General features: G+C 72.6%; 17 protein-coding genes. 15 read left to right on the top strand and 2 right to left on the bottom strand.

Annotation, left to right across the window (positions count from 1 at the left end; genetic code table 11):
- Positions 1–5 precede the first annotated feature (5 nt).
- The 5 genes from ACFWV2_RS10730 (at position 6) to ACFWV2_RS10710 (ending at position 5584) form a co-directional block, all read left to right on the top strand.
- Positions 6–1007, top strand: coding sequence for an ABC transporter ATP-binding protein (locus ACFWV2_RS10730; RefSeq protein ID WP_384404679.1), 1002 nt, complete (start codon positions 6–8; stop codon positions 1005–1007).
- Entirely contained in the window at positions 1004–2242 is a 1239-nt protein-coding gene (locus ACFWV2_RS10725) for an ABC transporter ATP-binding protein (RefSeq protein WP_384404678.1), read from the top strand. Before ACFWV2_RS10730 ends, ACFWV2_RS10725 begins: the two co-directional genes overlap by 4 nt.
- Positions 2243–2370: 128 nt before the next feature.
- The gene (locus ACFWV2_RS10720) at positions 2371–3048 is read left to right on the top strand and encodes a trimeric intracellular cation channel family protein (protein WP_384404677.1); all 678 of its coding nucleotides are present in this window, start codon (positions 2371–2373) and stop codon (positions 3046–3048) included.
- Positions 3049–3070: 22 nt separating this feature from the next.
- Positions 3071–3934: a thioesterase family protein gene (locus tag ACFWV2_RS10715; RefSeq protein WP_384404676.1), complete on the top strand. Its 864-nt coding sequence runs from the start codon at positions 3071–3073 to the stop codon at positions 3932–3934.
- Between the two features lie 486 nt (positions 3935–4420).
- Positions 4421–5584 (top strand): cysteine desulfurase family protein, encoded by a 1164-nt coding sequence (locus ACFWV2_RS10710; protein ID WP_384404675.1) that lies wholly within the window; start codon positions 4421–4423, stop codon positions 5582–5584.
- Between the two features lie 85 nt (positions 5585–5669).
- Here ACFWV2_RS10710 and ACFWV2_RS10705 read toward each other — a convergent pair whose 3' ends face one another.
- Positions 5670–6341 carry an N-acetylmuramoyl-L-alanine amidase gene (locus tag ACFWV2_RS10705; protein ID WP_384404674.1) on the bottom strand — a complete coding sequence of 224 codons (672 nt, stop codon included), beginning with the start codon at positions 6339–6341 and terminating at the stop codon, positions 5670–5672.
- Between the two features lie 61 nt (positions 6342–6402).
- Between ACFWV2_RS10705 and mnmA the strand changes: the two genes are divergently transcribed.
- Positions 6403–7542, top strand: a complete 1140-nt coding sequence (mnmA, locus tag ACFWV2_RS10700; RefSeq protein WP_384404673.1) for a tRNA 2-thiouridine(34) synthase MnmA — start codon at positions 6403–6405, stop codon at positions 7540–7542.
- Positions 7543–7553: 11 nt separating this feature from the next.
- On the opposite strand, the gene ACFWV2_RS10695 is transcribed toward mnmA, so the two are convergent.
- On the bottom strand, positions 7554–8321 hold the full coding sequence (locus ACFWV2_RS10695) for an alpha/beta fold hydrolase (protein ID WP_384404672.1): 768 nt from the start codon (positions 8319–8321) through the stop codon (positions 7554–7556).
- A 127-nt stretch (positions 8322–8448) separates the two neighbouring features.
- Between ACFWV2_RS10695 and ACFWV2_RS10690 the strand changes: the two genes are divergently transcribed.
- The 9 genes from ACFWV2_RS10690 to gatB all read left to right on the top strand — a co-directional run bounded on the left by ACFWV2_RS10690 (position 8449) and on the right by gatB (position 19014).
- Positions 8449–8988 (top strand): TIGR00730 family Rossman fold protein, encoded by a 540-nt coding sequence (locus tag ACFWV2_RS10690; RefSeq protein WP_384404671.1) that lies wholly within the window; start codon positions 8449–8451, stop codon positions 8986–8988.
- Between the two features lie 7 nt (positions 8989–8995).
- Positions 8996–9694, top strand: a complete 699-nt coding sequence (locus ACFWV2_RS10685; RefSeq protein WP_360786400.1) for an SDR family oxidoreductase — start codon at positions 8996–8998, stop codon at positions 9692–9694.
- Positions 9695–9696: 2 nt separating this feature from the next.
- On the top strand, positions 9697–10704 hold the full coding sequence (locus ACFWV2_RS10680; RefSeq protein WP_384404670.1) for a methionine synthase: 1008 nt from the start codon (positions 9697–9699) through the stop codon (positions 10702–10704).
- A gap of 32 nt (positions 10705–10736) precedes the next feature.
- Positions 10737–12917 carry an NAD-dependent DNA ligase LigA gene (gene ligA / locus ACFWV2_RS10675; protein ID WP_384404669.1) on the top strand — a complete coding sequence of 727 codons (2181 nt, stop codon included), beginning with the start codon at positions 10737–10739 and terminating at the stop codon, positions 12915–12917.
- Positions 12918–13227: 310 nt separating this feature from the next.
- Complete coding sequence (locus ACFWV2_RS10670) at positions 13228–15342, top strand: putative bifunctional diguanylate cyclase/phosphodiesterase (RefSeq protein ID WP_384404668.1); 2115 nt, start codon at positions 13228–13230, stop codon at positions 15340–15342.
- 106 nt (positions 15343–15448) lie between these two features.
- The gene (gene gatC / locus ACFWV2_RS10665) at positions 15449–15745 is read left to right on the top strand and encodes an Asp-tRNA(Asn)/Glu-tRNA(Gln) amidotransferase subunit GatC (protein WP_015036350.1); all 297 of its coding nucleotides are present in this window, start codon (positions 15449–15451) and stop codon (positions 15743–15745) included.
- A 5-nt stretch (positions 15746–15750) separates the two neighbouring features.
- A complete protein-coding gene (gene gatA / locus ACFWV2_RS10660) occupies positions 15751–17247 on the top strand; it encodes an Asp-tRNA(Asn)/Glu-tRNA(Gln) amidotransferase subunit GatA (RefSeq protein ID WP_360786408.1) in 1497 nt (498 codons plus the stop codon).
- 5 nt (positions 17248–17252) lie between these two features.
- Positions 17253–17486, top strand: coding sequence for a hypothetical protein (locus tag ACFWV2_RS10655; protein WP_360786542.1), 234 nt, complete (start codon positions 17253–17255; stop codon positions 17484–17486).
- 16 nt (positions 17487–17502) lie between these two features.
- Positions 17503–19014, top strand: coding sequence for an Asp-tRNA(Asn)/Glu-tRNA(Gln) amidotransferase subunit GatB (gene gatB / locus ACFWV2_RS10650; protein ID WP_384404667.1), 1512 nt, complete (start codon positions 17503–17505; stop codon positions 19012–19014).
- Positions 19015–19068 lie beyond the last annotated feature (54 nt).

Below are 19068 nucleotides of genomic sequence, written 5' to 3'. Positions count from 1 at the left end.
GTCCCATGGCACTGCTTTCAGTTGACGAACTCACCGTCACCTTCGGCGGGCGCGGCCGCAAACCCTCCACCGCGGTCGACGGGGTCTCCTTCGACGTGGACCAGGGCCAGGTCGTCGGCCTCGTCGGCGAGTCGGGCTGCGGCAAGTCCGTGACCTCGCTCGCCCTCATGGGCCTGCTCCCCGACAAGGGCGTCACCGTCGGCGGGCGCGCCGCGTTCGACGGGGTCGACCTGCTGACCCTCAGCGACAAGAAGATGCGGGACATGCGCGGCAGCCAGCTCGCCATGATCTTCCAGGACCCGCTCTCCTCGCTGAACCCGGTCGTCCCGATCGGCATCCAGGTCACGGAGATCCTCAAGCGCCACCGGGGCCTGAAGGGCGAGCCCGCCCGCAAGGAGGCCGCCCACCTCCTCGAACGGGTCGGCATCCCCGACCCCGACCGGCGCCTCAAGGAGTACCCGCACCAGCTGTCCGGCGGCATGCGCCAGCGCGCGCTCATCGCGATGGCCGTGGCGTGCGCGCCCCGGCTGCTCATCGCCGACGAGCCCACCACGGCGCTCGACGTGACCATCCAGGCGCAGATCCTGGAACTGCTCAAGGAACTCGTCGACCAGGAGGGCACCGCCCTGCTGATGATCACCCACGACCTCGGTGTCGTCGCCGGAATCTGCGACCAGGTCAACGTGCTGTACGCGGGCCGGGCCGTGGAGTCCGCGGGCCGGCGCGAGCTGTTCGCGCACCCGACCCATCCGTACGCCCACGGTCTGCTCGGCTCCGTCCCCCGTCTGGACGCCCCGCGCGGCGAGCCGCTCCGCCCCATCCGCGGATCCATCAACGACAAGATCGCCTGGGCCGACGGCTGCGCCTTCGCACCCCGCTGCGACCACTACACGATGGAGTGCCTGACCGGCACGCCCGAACTGTCCGAACCGCGCGCCGAGGGCCACCAGGTCCGCTGCGTCAACCCGGTCCTTCCCGCCTCGGACAAGTCGGAGGTCCCGGCATGAGCCTGCTCGAACTCGACGGTGTGAAGGTCCACTTCCCCGTCAAGAAGGGCCTCCTCTTCAACCGCACGGTCGGCCACGTGTACGCCGTCGACGGCATCTCGCTCAGCGTCGAGGCCGGTCAGACGTACGGTCTGGTAGGCGAGTCGGGGTGCGGCAAGACGACGCTCGGCCGGGCCGTGCTGCGCCTGACCGACATCACCGACGGCGGGGTCGTCTTCGACGGTACGGATCTGGCGAAGCTGCCCGAGGAGGAGATGCGCACCTTCCGCCGCCGTCTCCAGATGGTCTTCCAGGACCCGCTGGGCAGCCTCAACCCGCGCCAGAACATCGAGTCCATCCTCAGCGAGGGCATGGCCGCGCACGGCATCGGCGCGAACCAGGAGGAGCGCCGGGAGAAGATCAAGGCGATCCTCGCCCGGGTCGGCCTCCCGGCCAACGCGCTGTCCCGCTACCCGCACGAGTTCTCCGGCGGTCAGCGCCAGCGCATCGGCATCGCGCGGGCGCTGGTCCTCGAACCGGATGTCATCATCTGCGACGAACCCGTCTCGGCGCTGGACGTGTCGATCCAGGCGCAGGTCATCAACTTGCTCGAGGAACTCCAGAAGCAGCTGGGCCTGACGTACCTCGTCATCGCCCACGACCTCGCCGTCGTCCGTCACATCTCGGACGTCATCGGGGTCATGTACCTGGGCTCGTTGGTCGAGGAGGCGCCGAGCGACGCGCTGTACGAGGGGCCGCGGCACCCGTACACCAAGGCGCTGATGTCGGCGGTACCGGTACCGGACCCGGAGGTCGAGGACCGCCGCGAGCGCATCCTGCTCCAGGGCGACCTCCCCTCCCCGGCCAACCCGCCGACGGGTTGCCGCTTCCACACGCGCTGCCCGTGGAAGCAGGAGACCCTCTGCGCGACGGACCGGCCGCAGCTCACGGACATGGGTGACGGCCACAAGGTGGCCTGCCACTTCGCCGCCGAGATCGAGGCGGGGACGGTGCGGCGCACGGCGCCGACGGGCATCGAGGCGGTGATCCCGGCGCAGGCGAAGGTCGCGGTCGAGCCTGCGGGGGCCGGTGCAGGGGCAGGGGCCGACGCCAAGGCCGCTGCCGACGCCGGGTCCGGGGCCGAGGTTAAGGCCGACGCCCGGGGCGATGCCGGTGCCGCTGCCGACGCCAAGGCCGTCTCCGTGGCCGCCGTCGAGCCCAAGGGCGCCGCCGACGGGGACGTCTCGAAGGCGTGACCCGGGAGAGGTGTGACGCGCGGGAGAGGTGACCCGCGTCGTCCGCAGTCCGCGTGAGGCCCCGTCCGCCCCTGGCAGCGGGGCCTCACGCGTGCCGACCGCGCTTCGGGAACCGGCACAATTGGTCGGTGCTCCACAACCTGTTCAGTCCCGATGTCCAGCACGCGCTGGACCTCGTCGGCATCTTCGTGTTCGCCATCTCCGGCGCCCTCCTCGCCGTCCGCAAGAACTTCGACGTCTTCGGCATCGCCGTCCTCGCCGAGGTCACCGCCCTCGGCGGCGGCCTCTTCCGCGACCTGGTCATCGGCGCCGTGCCCCCCGCCGCCTTCTCCGATCTCGGCTACTTCCTCATGCCCCTGATCGCGACGGTCCTGGTCTTCTTCCTGCACCCGCAGGTCGAACGCACCCAGACCGCCGTCAACGTCTTCGACGCCGCCGGCCTGGGCCTCTTCTGCGTGACCGGTACGACGAAGGCGTACGACTACGGCCTCGGCCTCACCTCCTCCGCCGCGCTCGGTCTCGCGACCGCCGTCGGCGGCGGCGTCCTGCGTGACGTGCTCGCCAACGAGGTGCCGTCGCTGCTGCGCTGGGACCGGGACCTGTACGCGGTCCCGGCGATCGTGGGGGCGGTGATGGTCGTGCTCTGCATCCGTTTCGACATGCTCAACCCGTTCACCAGCGGCGCCGCCATCCTCACCGCCTTCGCGCTCCGACTGCTCGCGCTGCGCTACCACTGGCGCGCGCCCCGCGCCTGGAACCGGCGCTCGTCCACGCGCGAGGAGCCAGAAAAAGCTACCGCTCAGTAGGTTGCTGCGGTACCGTCGGGACATGAGCACGAGCACCGAGACGAGCACCCTCGCGTCCCCCGCCGCGACGAGCGAGTTCGACCGCGACACCGCCCTGACCCCGCGCGAGCCCGGTGTGTACGACGCCGAGCTCTCCGCAGGCTGGACGATCATCCACGCGGTCAACGGCGGCTACCTCCTCGCTCTGCTCGGCCGCGCTCTCGGCGAGCACCTCCCGCACCCCGACCCGTTCACGATCTCGGCGCACTACCTGACGCCGTCCGTACCGGGCCCCGCGGTGATCAGGACGGAGACGGTCCGCACGGGCCGGACCCTGTCCACGGGCCAGGCCTCGCTCTTCCAGTACGCGGAGGACGGCACCGAGGTCGAGCGGATCCGGGTCCTCGCCTCGTACGGAGACCTCGACGCGCTCCCCGACGACGTCCGCACCACGGCGACGCCCCCGGCGATGGCGCCGATCGAGAACTGCTTCAGCGCCGCCGACAACCCGGCCCCCAGGATCCCCGGCTCCTCCGCCATCGCGGACCGGCTGGACCTGCGCCTCGACCCCGCCTGCGTCGGCTGGGCGGTCGGTGCTCCCTCCGGCAGGGGCGAGATGCGCGCCTGGTTCGGTCTCGCCGACGGCCGCGAGCCCGACGCCCTCTCCCTCCTCCTCGCGGTCGACGCCCTGCCGCCGACCTCCTTCGAGCTGGGCCTCACGGGGTGGACCCCGACCATCGAACTCACCACCCACGTCCGCTGCCGTCCGGCCCCGGGCCCCCTGCGGGTCTCCATCACCACCCGCAACCTCGCCGGCGGTTTCCTGGAGGAGGACGCGGAGGTCTGGGACAGCGCCGACCGCCTGGTGGCCCAGTCCCGCCAACTGGCCCGCGCGCCCCGCACCTGACGAGACGCGGACCGGCACCGCGGGGCCGCGGCGCCGAGACCCGACGGGAGTGGCCCCGCGGGACAGCGGCGCGAGGCCGTGACGGGAGCAGCCCTCGCCCGAGGCCGCGCCGCACGGTCGGCGCCCCCGCACCTGACGAGGACACGGACCGGCACCGCGCGACCGCGTCGTGAAGACCGCGACCGGACGGGCCCCGCCGGACCTCCTTACCGAGGCTTGGACCGGACCGGACCGGCCCTGCGGGGCCTCGGCGCGAGGCCCGGTCGCGATCGGCCCCTCGCCCGCGCCCGAGGCCGCGCCGCGCGGCCGCCCGCGGGCCGCGCCCTCGTCCGGCCGGCGCCCTCGTGAGGCGGGTGCCTTCCTGCGGCCGGCGCCCTCGTGAGGCGGGTGTCTTCCTGTGGCCGGCGCCCTCGTGAGGCGGGGTCCCGCGCCGTAAACCGGCCACCCGCCGGGCCCGACGGCGCGGGCTCGTAGAATCGACCCACCATGGCTTACCTCGACCACGCCGCGACCACGCCCATGCTGCCCGAGGCGATCGAGGCGATGACCGCCCAGCTCGCCGTCACGGGCAACGCCTCCTCCCTGCATGCCCCCGGACGGCGGGCCCGGCGGACCGTCGAGGAAGGGCGCGAGACGCTCGCCGCCGCACTCGGCGCGCGGCCGAGCGAGGTCGTCTTCACCTCCGGCGGCACCGAGGCCGACAACCTCGCGGTGAAGGGCCTCTACTGGTCCCGGCGCGACGCCGACCCCCGCCGTACCCGGGTCCTGGCCAGTCCCGTCGAGCACCACGCGGTGCTCGACGCGGTCGACTGGCTCGCCGCCCACGAGGGCGCGGACGTCGAGTACCTGCCGGTCGACCGGTACGGCCGGGTGCACCCCGAGGCCCTGCGGGAGGCCATCGCCCGGGACCCGGAGTCCGTCGCCCTCGCCACCGTCATGTGGGCCAACAACGAGATCGGCACCGTCATGCCGGTCCGTCAGCTCGCGGACGTCGCCGCCGAGTTCGGCGTGCCGCTGCACGCCGACGCGGTCCAGGCGCTCGGTCAGGTCCCGGTCGACTTCGCCGCGTCCGGGCTCGCCGCGATGACCGTCTCCGGCCACAAGATCGGCGGCCCCTACGGCATCGGCGCTTTGCTCCTGGGGCGCGAGCACACGCCCGTACCCGTGCTGCACGGCGGAGGCCAGGAGCGGCACGTCCGCTCCGGCACCCTCGACGTGCCGGCCGTCGCGGCGTTCGCCGTCGCCGCCCGGCTCGCCACCGAGCGGCGCGAGGAGTTCGTCCGCGAGGTCGGCGCCCTCCGCGACGAGCTCGTCACCGCCGTCCGTACGGCCGTCCCCGACGCGCTCCTCGGCGGCGACCCCGTCGAGCGGCTCCCCGCCAACGCCCACTTCACCTTCCCCGGCTGCGAGGGCGACTCCCTGCTCCTGCTGCTCGACGCCGCCGGGATCGCCTGCTCCACCGGATCCGCCTGCACCGCGGGCATCGCCCAGCCGAGTCACGTCCTCCTCGCCACCGGCACCGACCCGGACCTGGCCCGGGGCACCCTGCGCTTCTCCCTCGGCCACACCTCCACGAAGGAGGACGTCGCGGCGGTGGCGGGCGCGATCGGCCCGGCCGTCGAACGCGCGAGGACGGCCGGCCTCACGTGACCGCCGCGAGGATGCGGGCCCCTGCGCAACCTCTCGCACCCACCCCCGCGAAGACGCCCGCCCCCCCGTCTCCCCGGGGTGCTCCTCACGCGGCCGTCTTCGACGACTCCCGTACCAGCTTCAGATAGCGGTCCCAGTCCCAGTGCGGACCGGGATCCGTGTGGTCCGTGCCCTCGACCTCCACGTGCCCGATGATGTGCTCCCGGTCCACGGGTATCCCGTGCCGCGCGCAGATGTCGGCCGTGAGCCGCGCCGACCCCGCGTACATCGCCGCCGTGAAGTCCTGCGGCCGGTCGACGAAGCCCTCGTGCTCGATGCCGACGCTCCGCTCGTTCATGTCGCGGTTCCCGGCGTGGAAGCCGACGTCGAGCTCGCGGATCATCTGCGCCACATGCCCGTCCTTGCGCACGACGTAGTGCGTGGCGGCCCCGTGCCCCGGGTTCTTGAAGACCTTCAGCGCGGTCGCGTAGCTGCCCTGGACGACATGGATCACGACCCGGTCGATCCGGTAGTCGTCCGGCCGGTCGGCCCGCCGCCAGTTCGCCCGGGCCGCCGACGTCCACTCGGCGGCCCGGTGGTCTAGCTCACCCTCGACCCGTCTCCTCTCCATCCCCGGCAGCCGCCACCACGCGCGCGCCAGCTCGTCCCTGGCCAGCGCGGCCGTGCCCAGCACGGCGACCCCGCCCCCGAGCAGGACGGCGCGCCGCCCCACCTTCTTGTCCGGCCCGCTCCCCGTACCGTTCGACTTGCTCCCCATACCACCGAGAACGCTTACTACCGTGACCGTGGTTCCCGGCGCCCCGTACCCTGGTAGGGCTATGACTCAGACCCCGCCCCCGCGCCCCCTTCGCGTCCTCGCCGCCATGTCGGGCGGAGTGGACTCCGCCGTCGCCGCCGCCCGTGCCGCCGAGGCGGGCCACGACGTCACCGGCGTCCACCTCGCCCTCTCCGCGAACCCGCAGTCCTTCCGCACGGGCGCGCGTGGCTGCTGCACGATCGAGGACTCCCGGGACGCCCGCCGGGCCGCCGACGTCATCGGCATCCCCTTCTACGTGTGGGACCTCGCCGAGCGGTTCCGCGAGGACGTCGTCGACGACTTCGTCGCGGAGTACGAGGCCGGCCGCACGCCCAACCCGTGCCTGCGCTGCAACGAGAAGATCAAGTTCGCGGCGCTGCTCGACAAGGCGCTCGCCCTCGGCTTCGACGCGGTCTGCACCGGCCACTACGCGACGGTCGTCCTGAACGAGGACGGCACCCGTGAGCTGCACCGGGCCTCCGACATGGCCAAGGACCAGTCGTACGTCCTCGGTGTCCTGGACGAGAAGCAGCTCGCGCACGCGATGTTCCCCCTGGGCGACACCCTCACCACCAAGGACGAGATCCGGGCGGAGGCCGAGCGGCGCGGGCTCGCGGTCGCGAAGAAGCCCGACAGCCACGACATCTGCTTCATCGCCGACGGCGACACCCAGGGTTTCCTCGCCTCCCGCCTCGGCAAGGCGGAGGGCGACATCGTCGACGAGGGCGGTACGAAGGTCGGCACCCACGAGGGCGCGTACGGCTTCACCATCGGCCAGCGCAAGGGCCTGCGGATCGGCCACCCGGCCGCGGACGGCAAGCCCCGTTACGTCCTCGACATCTCGCCCGTGAACAACACGGTCACGGTCGGCCCGGTGGAGGCCCTCGACGTGACCGGCCTGACGGCGATCAAGCCCCGCTGGTGCGGCGCCGCCCCGGAGGGCCCCGGCCGTTACACGGCCCAGCTCCGCGCCCACGGCGGCGAGACCGAGGTGACGGCGTCCCTCGCGGACGGCGAGCTCACGGTCACCTTCGCGGAGCCGGTCCGCGGCGTGGCCCCGGGCCAGGCGATCGTCCTGTACGACGGCACGCGCGTGGTGGGCTCGGCCACGATCGCGACGACGACCCGCCGCACGACGACGGCCGCCCCCGCGACCGCGTAGGCCCCACCCCGTCAGGCGGCTTCCACGGCCTCCCGGTCCTCGCAGAAGAACTCCGTGAGGACCGGAGCCAGGACGTGCGGGGCCACCTCGGGCGTCTGGCCCGTCAGGGTGCGGTGCCGGGCGCGGGGGAGGGCCGCCGTCGCGGCGCGGGCCGCACGGCGGGTCCCCGCCGGGCTCGCGCCCCCGTCGACCACCAGTACGCGCGCGTGGACCCCGGCGAGCCGCCGCTCCGGGACCGTCCCGTCGCCGAGGACGGCGAGGTCGTACGCGAGGGTGTGCGCCAGGTCCGTGAGGCCGGGCCGCAGCTCCGCCGGCCCCGCCGAGTCCGTGAGGAACAGGGCGACCGCGGCGGAGCGACGCCCCCGGCCGAGCAGCTCCGCCACCCGGCTCCACCGCTGAGCGGCCTCCGCCGAGTACGGCGGCTCGTACACCGACACGTGCCCCACCGTCAGTCCCGCCGCCACCGCGGCGAGCGCGAGCGCGCCCCCGGTGCCCGTCCCGTGCAGGGCGGCCCCCGCCCCGGCCTCCGCGACCACGGCCGCGAGGTCCTCGACCTCCCGCTCCACGGCGTACGGCCCGGTGTCGCCGCTGCCGCCGCGCCCCCTCCGGTCGTACGCGAGCACCGAGAACCGCCGGGCGAGCAGCAGGCCCAGCGGCCGCTCGGACCCGGACGTCCCGAGGGCGCCGCTCACCAGGACGAGCGGCGGCCCGTCCCCGTAACGCTCGTACGCGATCGGCGTCCCGTCCCGTGACGTGACCCGTCCCCGGACCCTGCTCATCTCGGTCTCCACCTCGTCCATGGCAGAGGAGACCCGGACCGTCACCGGAACTCATCGCCCGGCGGGGGGATTTCCCGACGAATCTCAAAGGCCCCTGGTCAGGGGCCGGGGGCCTACGGTGGAGCGCATGAACATCTGCGTCTTCCTCTCCGCGGCCGACCTGGACGAGCGGTACACGGCCCCGGCCCGCGAGTTCGCCCGCCTCCTCGGCAAGGCGGGCCACACCCTGGTCTGGGGCGGCTCCGACACCGGCCTGATGAAGGTCGTCGCGGACGGCGTGCAGGAGGCGGGCGGCCGCCTCGTCGGCGTCTCCGTCGACTTCCTCGCCCACAAGGCCCGCCCGGCCACCGACGAGATGGTCGTCACCGGGGACCTGGCCGCACGCAAGGCGCTCCTCCTCGCCAAGTCCGACGCGATCGTGATCATGGTCGGCGGCACCGGCACCCTCGACGAGGCCACCGAGATCCTGGAACTGAAGAAGCACGGCAAGCACACCAAGCCGGTGGTCCTGCTCAACACGGCCGGCTTCTACGACGGCCTGAAGACCCAGTTCCAGCGCATGGAGGACGAGGGCTTCCTCCCGCTGCCCCTCACCGACCTCGTCCTCTTCGCGGAAGACGGCCCGACGGCCCTGGCCCACCTGGAGGAGAACATCGGCTCCCGCTGATGCGAGCATGGCTCCCATGGCTACACATGTGATCACCGGAGCCGGTTCAGGCATCGGCGCGGCCGTCGCGCGCCGCCTCCACGCGCGCGGGGACGAGCTCGTGCTGCACGCGCGTGACGCGGGACGCGCCAAGGAACTCGCCGCGCGGTTCCCTGGGGCCCGGACGCTCGTCGGGGACCTGGCGGACCCGGACAGGCTGTCCTGGGCGTTCTCGCACCAGAGCATGCCCGAGCGGGTGGACGGCCTGCTGCACATCGCGGGCGTCGTCGACCTCGGGCCCGTCGGGGACCTCACCCCGAAGACCTGGCACCACCAGCTCAACGTCAACCTGGTCGCCCCGGCCGAACTGACCCGGCACCTCCTGCCCCAACTGCGGGTCTCCCAGGGCCACGTCGTCTTCGTGAACTCGGGCGCCGGGCTCGCCGCGCACGCCCAGTGGGGCGCGTACGCCGCCTCCAAGCACGGTCTGAAGGCGCTCGCCGACTCCCTGCGGCACGAGGAGCACGCCCACGGGGTGCGGGTGACGTCCGTCTATCCGGGCCGCACCGCGAGCCCCATGCAGGCGAAGGTCCACGCCCAGGAGGGCAAGGAGTACGACCCCTCCCGGTGGATCGACCCCGAGTCGGTCGCGACGGCGATCCTCACCGCGATCGACCTGCCGCGCGACGCGGAGATCAACGACCTCACCGTCAGGCCGGGGCGCTGACCATGGGCGACACGAACGACATCACGCTCTGGGGACCCGCCACCGGCGTCGGTTCCCTGCCGGGCGGCGACGCCCGCGAGGCCGCCAGGACCGCCACCGGGTCCTTCGAGGACTTCCCGTTCCTGGCCGAGCTGCCGGCCCGCGGCCCCGGCGCCGACATGATCGGCCGGACGATCGGGATGCTGGTCGACCTGTACGCGCACGTGGAGCCGAGCGGCTGGCGGATCAGCGACCGGCCCGGCCGGGACACCCGGCGGGCCCGCTCCTGGCTCGGCGAGGACCTGGACGCCCTCGAGGAGTTCACCCAGGGGTACGAGGGACCGCTCAAGGTGCAGGCCGTCGGCCCGTGGACGCTGGCCGGAGCCCTGGAGCTGCACGGTGGCGAAGCCGCGCTCGGGGACGCGGGTGCCTGCCGCGACCTGGTCGGTTCGCTCGCCGAGGGCCTCCACGGGCACCTCGCGGAGCTGCGCAAGCGGATCCCGGGGGCCAGGATCGTCCTCCAGCTCGACGAGCCCTCGCTCACCGCGGTCCTGCGCGGGCACGTCCGTACCGCCAGCGGCTACCGCACCTACCGCGCCGTCGACCGGCAGGTCGTGGAGAGCGCCCTGCGGGAGGTGATGGGGGTCCACGACGGGCCGGTGGTCGTGCACTCCTGCGCCCCGGACGTGCCCTTCGCGCTGCTGCGGCGAGCCGGAGCCGCCGGCGTCTCGTTCGACTTCGGTCTGCTCACCGAGCGTGACGAGGAGACGATCGGTGAGGCCGTCGAAGCCGGCACCAAGCTCTTCGCCGGTGTGGTGGCGTCCACCGACGGCCCGTTGTCAGACCCGGGCGGTAGCGTCATGGGTGTCAGGACGCTGTGGCGCAGGCTGGGGCTGAATCCGGGGACTCTCGCGGAGTCCGTGGTCGTCACTCCCACGTGCGGGCTCGCGGGCTCTTCGCCCGACTACGCCCGTGCGGCGCTCGCCCACTGCGTCCGGGCGGCGAGATCGCTGGCGGACAACCCAGAGTGACCGGGTTTCGAGGCACGGGAGGACGGACGAAGGTGGCAGTCGAACAGGGGGCCCTGCCCGCCGAGGCACGGGAGAAGCACGCCGACCTGGCCGAGCAGGTCGAGGAGCACCGCTTCCGGTACTACGTGAAGGACCAGCCTGTCATCAGCGACGGCGACTTCGACCGGCTCCTGCGCGCCCTGGAGGCGCTGGAGGAGGAGTACCCGGAGCTGCGGACACCCGACTCGCCGACCCAGAAGGTCGCGGGACAGTACGAGACCGAGTTCACCTCCGTCGAGCACCGCGAGCGGATGCTCTCCCTGGACAACGCCTTCGACGACCAGGAGCTGGCGGCCTGGGCCGAGCGGATCGCGCGGGACGTCGGCACCCCCGACTTCCACTACCTGTGCGAGCCGAAGGTCGACGGCCTGGCGGTGAACCTCACGTACGAGCACGGGCGGCTGACCCGGGCCGCCACGCGCGGCGACGGCCGCGCCGGCGAGGACATCACGCCCAACGTCCGGACGATCGCCGACATCCCGGACCGGCTGCACGGGGACCGCGTCCCGGACCTGGTGGAGATCCGCGGTGAGGTCTACTTCCCGATGGAGGCCTTCGAGGGGCTCAACGCCCGTCTGGTGGAAGCCGGAGACAAGCCCTTCGCCAACCCGCGGAACGCGGCGGCGGGTTCGCTCCGCCAGAAGGACCCCAAGGTCACCGCCTCCCGTCCGCTGCACATGGTCGTGCACGGCATCGGTGCCCGCGAGGGCTTCGACATCTCCCGCCTCTCGGAGACCTACGAGCTGCTGCGCGAGTGGGGCCTGCCCACCGCCCGGCACAACAAGGTGGTCGGCTCGCTCGACGAGGTGCGGGAGTTCATCGCGTACTTCGGGGCGAACCGCCACTCCGTGGAGCACGAGATCGACGGGGTCGTCGTCAAGCTCGACGAGATCCCGCTCCAGGGCCGGCTCGGCTCCACCGCGCGCGCCCCCCGCTGGGCCATCGCCTGGAAGTACGCGCCGGAGGAGGTCAACACCAAGCTGCTCGACATCAAGGTCGGCGTCGGCAGGACCGGCCGCGTCACACCGTACGCGCAGGTGGAACCGGTGACCGTGGCCGGCTCCGAGGTCGAGTTCGCCACCCTCCACAACCAGGAGGTGGTGAAGGCCAAGGGCGTCCTGATCGGCGACACGGTCGTGCTGCGCAAGGCCGGCGACGTCATCCCGGAGATCCTCGGGCCGGTCGCCGACCTGCGGGACGGCAGCGAGCGGGAGTTCGTGATGCCCGCCGAGTGCCCGGAGTGCGGGACGTCGCTGAAGCCGATGAAGGAGGGCGACATCGACCTCCGCTGCCCGAACGCCAGGACGTGCCCGGCCCAGCTGCGCGAGCGGCTCTTCTTCCTCGCCGGGCGCCAGTGCCTGGACATCGAGAACTTCGGCATGGTGGCCGCTGCGGCGCTGACCCGCCCCCTGGAGCCGGCCGAGCCGCCCCTCGGGGACGAGGGCGACCTCTTCGACCTCACCATCGAGCGGCTGCTTCCGATCAAGGCGTACGTCCTCGACCCGAGCAGCGGGCTGCCCAAGCGGGACCCGAAGACCGGCGAGGAGAAGATCGTCACGGTCTTCGCCAACCAGAAGGGCGAGCCGAAGAAGAACGCGCTGGCGATGCTGGAGAACATCGCGGCGGCGAAGGAGCGGCCGTTGGCCCGGTTCATCAACGGGCTCTCGATCCGGCACGTGGGGCCGGTCGCCGCCGAGGCGCTGGCCCGGGAGTTCCGTTCCCTGGAGCGGATCGAGCAGGCGAGCGAGGAGGAGCTGGCGGCCGTCGACGGGGTCGGCGGGATCATCGCGGCCGCAGTGAAGCAGTGGTTCTCCGAGGAGTGGCACCGGGAGATCGTGCGCAAGTGGCGCGCGGCCGGGGTCCGTCTCGAGGACGAGGGCGCGGGAGAGGACGAGGGGCCGCGTCCGCTGGAGGGGCTGACGGTCGTGGTGACCGGCACCCTCGAGAAGTTCACCCGAGATGGCGCAAAAGAGTCCCTGCAGCGGCTCGGAGCGAAGGTGACCGGTTCCGTTTCGAAGAAGACCGCCTTTGTGGTGGTGGGTGAGAACCCGGGTTCGAAGTACGACAAGGCGATGCAGCTGAAAGTTCCGGTTCTGGACGAGGACGGCTTCTCCGTCCTGCTCGAACAAGGGCCCGACGCCGCTCGGGAGGCCGCGGTCCCCGCCGCCCCGTGACCCCCCGCCGTCCCCGACGAAGCTCACCCGTTCGGCGCATACCAGATCGTTACGGGTGGCCGGGTCGCATTCGGGCAAGACAAGGAGAGCGCTGCCCGTCGAAGCCCTCGGCGGCCTAGTGTGGTGACCGTGCGTCTCGTCGTGCACGGCCGCGCGAGGGCTCTGCCGGTCGTGGCGCCAGGACCACGGCCCCGTCGACACGAGACACGCCGCCCGACGGCGGCCGTGCGACGGACGGCCGGACCACCGGCGGCCGCGCGACCGCGGCCGTCGCACCCCGACGGCACCGCCGCCTGTGAGAGGGACGGGAATGGAACCGACCGAGAGCGCCGCCCCGGTCCCACGGCCACACGGCCGTGCGGTCCCGCAGGGCCTTCCCTCCCGGCTGCCCGCAGCCGTGGTGGGCATCGCCGCCGTCGTGCTCGTCGTCGGGCTCCAGCAGGCCCTGAGCGCCGGGCACGTGCTCTTCCCCGGCGGTGTGGCCGGCTGGTCCCTCGCCGTCCTCACCGGCCTCATCGTCGGCCACCTGGTCGCCCTCGGCCGCGACCGCTGGTGGGGCGGCACCGGATCCGGCGCCGCCCTCACCCTCGCCGTCCTCCTCCTGTACGGCTGGGTGCCCGCCGGTCTCGTCTCCCTGACGGTCGTCGCCTTCGTCGGCGCCGCCCGCCGGCACCGCTGGCGACAGGGCCTGCTGCACGGTGCCGCCGACGTCCTCGGAGTCGCCGCCGCCGCCCTCGTCCTCGCCCTCTTCGGAGAGGTACCCAGCGTCGATCGGCCCTGGCAGCCCCTCGACTGGACCATCGGGGACCTCCCGGAAGTCGTGCTCGCCGCGACCACCTATCTCGTGGTGACCCGCGTCCTCCTGTGGTACACGCTCGCCCCCCAGAGCGGCGGCCTGCCCACCATCGCCCGCACCGCCCTCCTCCGGCAGGGTCTCGTCGCCGTCGCCCTGCTCGGCATCGCCCCGCTGATCTGCGTGGTCGCCGCCACCAGGCCGGTCCTGCTGCCGCTCTTCGCCGTGCCCCTCATCGCCCTCGACTCCACCCTCTGGATCGCCCGCGCCCGCGCCGAGGAGCAGCTGCGCGACCCGCTGACCGGGCTCCCCAACCGCCAGTGGCTCCTGGAGCGGGCCTGGACCGCCCTGGAGGAGGCCGAGGGCGAGGGGGCCCGCGCCGCCCTCGTCCTGATCGACCTCGACCGTTTCCGGTCGGTCAACGACACCCTGGGTCACCTCGCGGGCGACCGGCTGCTCCTCCAGATCGCCGACCGGCTCCGCCTCGCCCTGCCCCGCGGTGCCGAGGCCGCCCGGCTCGGCGGCGACGAGTTCGCCGTCCTGCTGCCCATCGCCGACTCCACCACCAGCGCCCAGCGGGTCGCCCGCCACCTCGTCGCCGAGCTCTCCTCGCCGCTCGACCTCGACGGACTCACCCTCGTCCTGGAGGCGAGCGCCGGCGTCGCCGTCTTCCCCGACCACGCCCTCGACGCCGAAGGCCTGCTGCGCCGCGCCGACGTCGCCATGTACCAGGCCAAGCGGGACCGCACCGGCGTCGAGGTCTACGAGTCCAAGCGCGACTCGAACACGCCCGACCGGCTCGGACTCCTCGGCGACCTGCGCCGCGCCCTCGACGCCGGCGACGTCGAGCTCCACTACCAGCCCAAGGTCCGCTTCGACGGCCAGGTCGCCGGCCTCGAAGCCCTCGTCCGCTGGGTGCACCCCGAGCGCGGAAAGGTCCCGCCGGACGAGTTCATCGCCATCGCCGAGTCCTCCGGCCTGATGCCGCACCTCACCGAGTACGTCCTGGAGACCGCCCTCGCCCAGGTCGCCCGCTGGCGCGCCCAGGGCCTCGACGTCCCGGTCGCCGTCAACGTCTCGCCGCGCGACGTGCACACCCCCGGCTTCGCCGGCGCCGTCGCCGCCCGGCTGGCCCGCCACGGCGTCCCGGCCGGCGCGCTCCAACTGGAGATAACGGAGCACGTGCTCCTCGAAGACCCCCAGCGGGCCGCCGACACGCTCAACGGCCTCACCGGCCACGGCGTCAAGATGTCCCTCGACGACTTCGGCACCGGCTACTCCTCCCTCGTCCATCTCCGCCGACTCCCCGTCAGCGAGCTGAAGATCGACCGCTCCTTCGTCGCCCGGCTCGCCGTCGACACCGAGGACGCCGAGATCGTCCGCTGCACGGTCGACCTCGCCCACTCCCTCGGCCTCCTCGTCGTGGCCGAGGGCGTCGAGGACGACGAGACCTGGGAGCGCCTGCGCGACCTGGGCTGCGACGCCGTCCAGGGCTGGCTGGTGGCGGCCGCGATGCCGCCGGGGGAGGCGACCGCCTGGCTCCTGGCCCGCGGCGAGCACGGCTGGCGCCGCCCCGCCGACCTCGCGGCCGAACTGGACGTCGACCAGACCTCCGGGCAGGTCGTCCCGTAGCCCGTGTCCACCCGCCACCGGGACGCCGGGCAAACCGTTTCACGGGCAGGCGCACCGGCCCCATAGGATGGGGCCACACCATCAAGCTCACCCCGTGAGGATCCGCATGCCTGGCATCACGCGCGAGGAGGTCGCCCACCTCGCACGGCTGGCGCGTCTGGAGCTGAAGGGCGAAGAACTCGATCACTTCGCCGGCCAGCTCGACGACATCATCGGCGCGGTCGCCCGCGTCTCCGAGGTCGCCGACCAAGACGTACCGCCGACCTCCCACCCGCTGCCGCTGACCAATGTCATGCGCGCGGACGAGGTCCGTCCGTCGCTCACCCCCGAGCAGGCGCTCTCCGGCGCCCCGGCCCAGGAGCAGCAGCGTTTCAAGGTGCCGCAGATCCTGGGGGAGGACTAACAGTCATGACGGACAACATCATCAAGCTCACCGCGGCCGAGATCGCCGGGAGGATCGCCGCCGGCGAACTGACCGCCGTCGAGGTCACCGAGGCCCACCTCGCCCGCATCGAGGCCGTCGACGAGAAGGTCCACGCCTTCCTCCACGTCGACCGCGAGGGCGCGCTCGCCCAGGCCCGCGCCGTCGACGAGAAGCGCGCCCGGGGCGAGAAGCTCGGCCCGCTCGCCGGTGTGCCGCTCGCGCTCAAGGACATCTTCACCACCGCCGGCATGCCGACGACCGTGGGCTCGAAGATCCTCGAGGGCTGGATCCCGCCGTACGACGCGACCCTGGTCAAGAACCTCAAGGCCGCCGACGTCGTCATCCTCGGCAAGACCAACATGGACGAGTTCGCGATGGGCTCCTCGACGGAGAACAGCGCCTACGGTCCGACCGGCAACCCCTGGGACCTGACCCGGATCCCCGGCGGCTCCGGCGGTGGCTCGTCCGCCGCCCTCGCCGCGTACGAGGCCCCCCTCGCCATCGGCACGGACACCGGCGGTTCCATCCGCCAGCCCGCCGCCGTCACCGGAACCGTGGGCGTCAAGCCGACCTACGGCGGGGTCTCCCGCTACGGCATGGTGGCGTTCTCGTCCTCCCTCGACCAGGGCGGCCCCTGCGCCCGTACGGTCCTGGACGCGGCCCTCCTGCACGAGGCGATCGCCGGGCACGACCCGCTCGACTCGACCTCCATCGACGCCCCGGTCCCGCCGGTCGTCGAGGCCGCGCGCAACGGCTCGGTCGCCGGCATGCGCGTCGGCGTCGTCAAGCAGTTCCGCGGCGAGGGCTACCAGGCCGGTGTGGTGCAGCGCTTCGACGAGTCCGTGGAGCTGCTGAAGTCGCTGGGCGCCGAGATCGTCGAGCTGGACTGCCCGACCTTCGACCTCGCCCTCTCGGCGTACTACCTGATCGCGCCGTCCGAGTGCTCCTCCAACCTGGCCCGCTTCGACGCCATGCGCTACGGCTTGCGCGTCGGCGACGACGGCACCCGGTCGGCCGAGGACGTCACCGCCCTCACCCGTGAGGCCGGCTTCGGCGACGAGGTCAAGCGCCGCATCATCCTCGGTACGTACGCGCTGAGTTCCGGCTACTACGACGCCTACTACGGCTCGGCGCAGAAGGTCCGTACGCTCATCACCCGCGAGTTCGAGCAGGCCTTCGAGCAGGTGGACGTGATCGTCTCCCCGACGACTCCCACCACCGCCTTCCCGATCGGCGAGCGCGCCGACGACCCGATGGCCATGTACCTCGCGGACCTGTGCACGATCCCGACCAACCTGGCCGGCAACGCCGCCATGTCGCTGCCCTGCGGCCTCGCGCCCGAGGACGGCCTCCCGGTCGGTCTGCAGATCATCGCCCCCGCCATGAAGGACGACCGGCTCTACAAGGTCGGCGCCGCCGTCGAGGCGGCCTTCGTGGAAAAGTGGGGGCACCCGCTGCTTGAGGAGGCTCCGTCGCTGTGAGTGCCATGGCAAAGAAGGCCAAGAACTTCAAGAAGTCGAAGACCGGCGTGTACGTGTCGCTGGCCAGCACCGCGTTCGGTGCCATCAGTGTCGCCAAGCAGGCCAAGCTGGCCCGCAGCGACGGCGACACCCTGCGGCTGATCGACGCCGCCGTGTCCGCCGCCGCCATCGTGACCGGCCTGGCGATCCTCTACCGGGAGCTGAAGCGCCTGGGCGACGAAGACGTCCTGCTGGGCTGAGAGGGAAAGTCTCACCGTGACTGTCACTGAACTGCTGTCGTACGAAGCGGCGCTCGCCGCGTACGACCCCGTCATGGGCCTTGAGGTCCATGTCGAGCTGGGTACCAAGACGAAGATGTTCTGCGGCTGCTCGACCGAGCTGGGCGCGGACGCCAACTCGCAGACGTGCCCCACCTGTCTCGGCCTGCCCGGCTCGCTCCCGGTCGTCAACGCGATCGGCGTCGAGTCCGCCATCAAGATCGGTCTCGCGCTGCACTGCGAGATCGCCGAGTGGTGCCGCTTCGCCCGGAAGAACTACTTCTATCCGGACATGCCGAAGAACTTCCAGACCTCCCAGTACGACGAGCCGATCGCCTTCAACGGCTATCTGGACGTCCAGCTGGAGGACGGCGAGGTCTTCCGCGTCGAGATCGAGCGCGCCCACATGGAGGAGGACACCGGCAAGTCCACCCACATCGGTGGCGCGACCGGCCGCATCCACGGCGCCTCGCACTCGCTGCTCGACTACAACCGGGCCGGCATCCCGCTCATCGAGATCGTCACCAAGCCGATCGAGGGCGCGGGCGAGCGGGCCCCCGAGGTCGCCAAGGCGTACGTCGCCGAGCTGCGCGAGCTGATCCGCGCCCTGGGTGTCTCCGACGCCCGCATGGACAAGGGCCAGATGCGCTGCGACGTGAACCTGTCGCTGCGCCCGCACGGCACCAAGACCTTCGGCACCCGCTCGGAGACGAAGAACGTCAACTCGCTCCGCTCGGTGGAGCGCGCGGCGCGCTTCGAGATCCAGCGCCACGCGGCCGTGCTCACCTCCGGTGGCACGATCGTGCAGGAGACCCGTCACTTCCACGAGGACGACGGCTCCACCACCGCGGGCCGCATCAAGGACAACGCCGAGGACTACCGGTACTTCCCGGAGCCCGACCTCGTCCCCGTCGCCCCGGCCCGCGAGTGGGTCGAGGAGCTCCGCAGGGGCCTTCCCGAGCTGCCTCGGCTGCGCCGTACCCGGCTGCGCGAGGAGTGGGGCGTGTCCGAGCTGGACATGCAGTCCATCCTCAACGCCGGCGCGGTCGACCCGATCGTCGCGACGATCGAGGCGGGCGCGGACGCGGCTTCGGCGCGCAAGTGGTGGATGGGCGAGCTCGCCCGCAACGCCAACGAGCAGGGCGTCTCGCTGGAGGAGCTGGCCATCACCCCGGCCGACGTGGCCCGGGTCTCGGCCCTGGTCACCTCCGGTGACCTCAACGACAAGCTGGCCCGTCAGGTCATCGAGGGCGTTCTCGCCGGCGAGGGCTCCCCGGACGCGGTCGTCGAGAAGCGCGGTCTGAAGGTCGTCTCCGACGACGGCGCCCTCGGCACGGCCGTCGAGGAGGCCATCGCGGGCAACGCGGCCATCGCCGACAAGATCCGCGGCGGCAAGGTCGCGGCGGTCGGCGCCCTGGTCGGCGCGGTCATGAAGGCGACCCGCGGTCAGGCCGACGCGGCGAGGGTCAAGGACCTGATCCTGGAGAAGCTGGGCGTCAGCGAGGGCTGAGCTCCCTCTCGTACGTGACGGGGACGGCCCCGCACCGGAACTCCGGTGCGGGGC

This window comes from Streptomyces sp. NPDC058671 (assembly GCF_042716475.1).
Lineage (GTDB): Bacteria > Actinomycetota > Actinomycetes > Streptomycetales > Streptomycetaceae > Streptomyces.
Note: the sequence above shows the minus strand (reverse complement) of the source record. Positions and strands in the feature narration are given on the sequence as shown.

Excerpts from the sequence above, each read along its gene's own strand:
- ACFWV2_RS10730 (WP_384404679.1), top strand. The coding sequence starts at position 6 with ATGGCACTGCTTTCAGTTGACGAACTCACCGTCACCTTCGGCGGGCGC.
- ACFWV2_RS10725 (WP_384404678.1), top strand. The coding sequence starts at position 1,004 with ATGAGCCTGCTCGAACTCGACGGTGTGAAGGTCCACTTCCCCGTCAAG.
- ACFWV2_RS10715 (WP_384404676.1), top strand. The coding sequence starts at position 3,071 with ATGAGCACGAGCACCGAGACGAGCACCCTCGCGTCCCCCGCCGCGACG.
- ACFWV2_RS10710 (WP_384404675.1), top strand. The coding sequence starts at position 4,421 with ATGGCTTACCTCGACCACGCCGCGACCACGCCCATGCTGCCCGAGGCG.
- ACFWV2_RS10705 (WP_384404674.1), bottom strand. The coding sequence starts at position 6,341 with ATGGGGAGCAAGTCGAACGGTACGGGGAGCGGGCCGGACAAGAAGGTG.
- mnmA (WP_384404673.1), top strand. The coding sequence starts at position 6,403 with ATGACTCAGACCCCGCCCCCGCGCCCCCTTCGCGTCCTCGCCGCCATG.
- ACFWV2_RS10695 (WP_384404672.1), bottom strand. The coding sequence starts at position 8,321 with ATGAGCAGGGTCCGGGGACGGGTCACGTCACGGGACGGGACGCCGATC.
- ACFWV2_RS10690 (WP_384404671.1), top strand. The coding sequence starts at position 8,449 with ATGAACATCTGCGTCTTCCTCTCCGCGGCCGACCTGGACGAGCGGTAC.
- ACFWV2_RS10685 (WP_360786400.1), top strand. The coding sequence starts at position 8,996 with ATGGCTCCCATGGCTACACATGTGATCACCGGAGCCGGTTCAGGCATC.
- ACFWV2_RS10680 (WP_384404670.1), top strand. The coding sequence starts at position 9,697 with ATGGGCGACACGAACGACATCACGCTCTGGGGACCCGCCACCGGCGTC.
- ACFWV2_RS10670 (WP_384404668.1), top strand. The coding sequence starts at position 13,228 with ATGGAACCGACCGAGAGCGCCGCCCCGGTCCCACGGCCACACGGCCGT.
- gatC (WP_015036350.1), top strand. The coding sequence starts at position 15,449 with ATGCCTGGCATCACGCGCGAGGAGGTCGCCCACCTCGCACGGCTGGCG.
- gatA (WP_360786408.1), top strand. The coding sequence starts at position 15,751 with ATGACGGACAACATCATCAAGCTCACCGCGGCCGAGATCGCCGGGAGG.
- ACFWV2_RS10655 (WP_360786542.1), top strand. The coding sequence starts at position 17,253 with ATGGCAAAGAAGGCCAAGAACTTCAAGAAGTCGAAGACCGGCGTGTAC.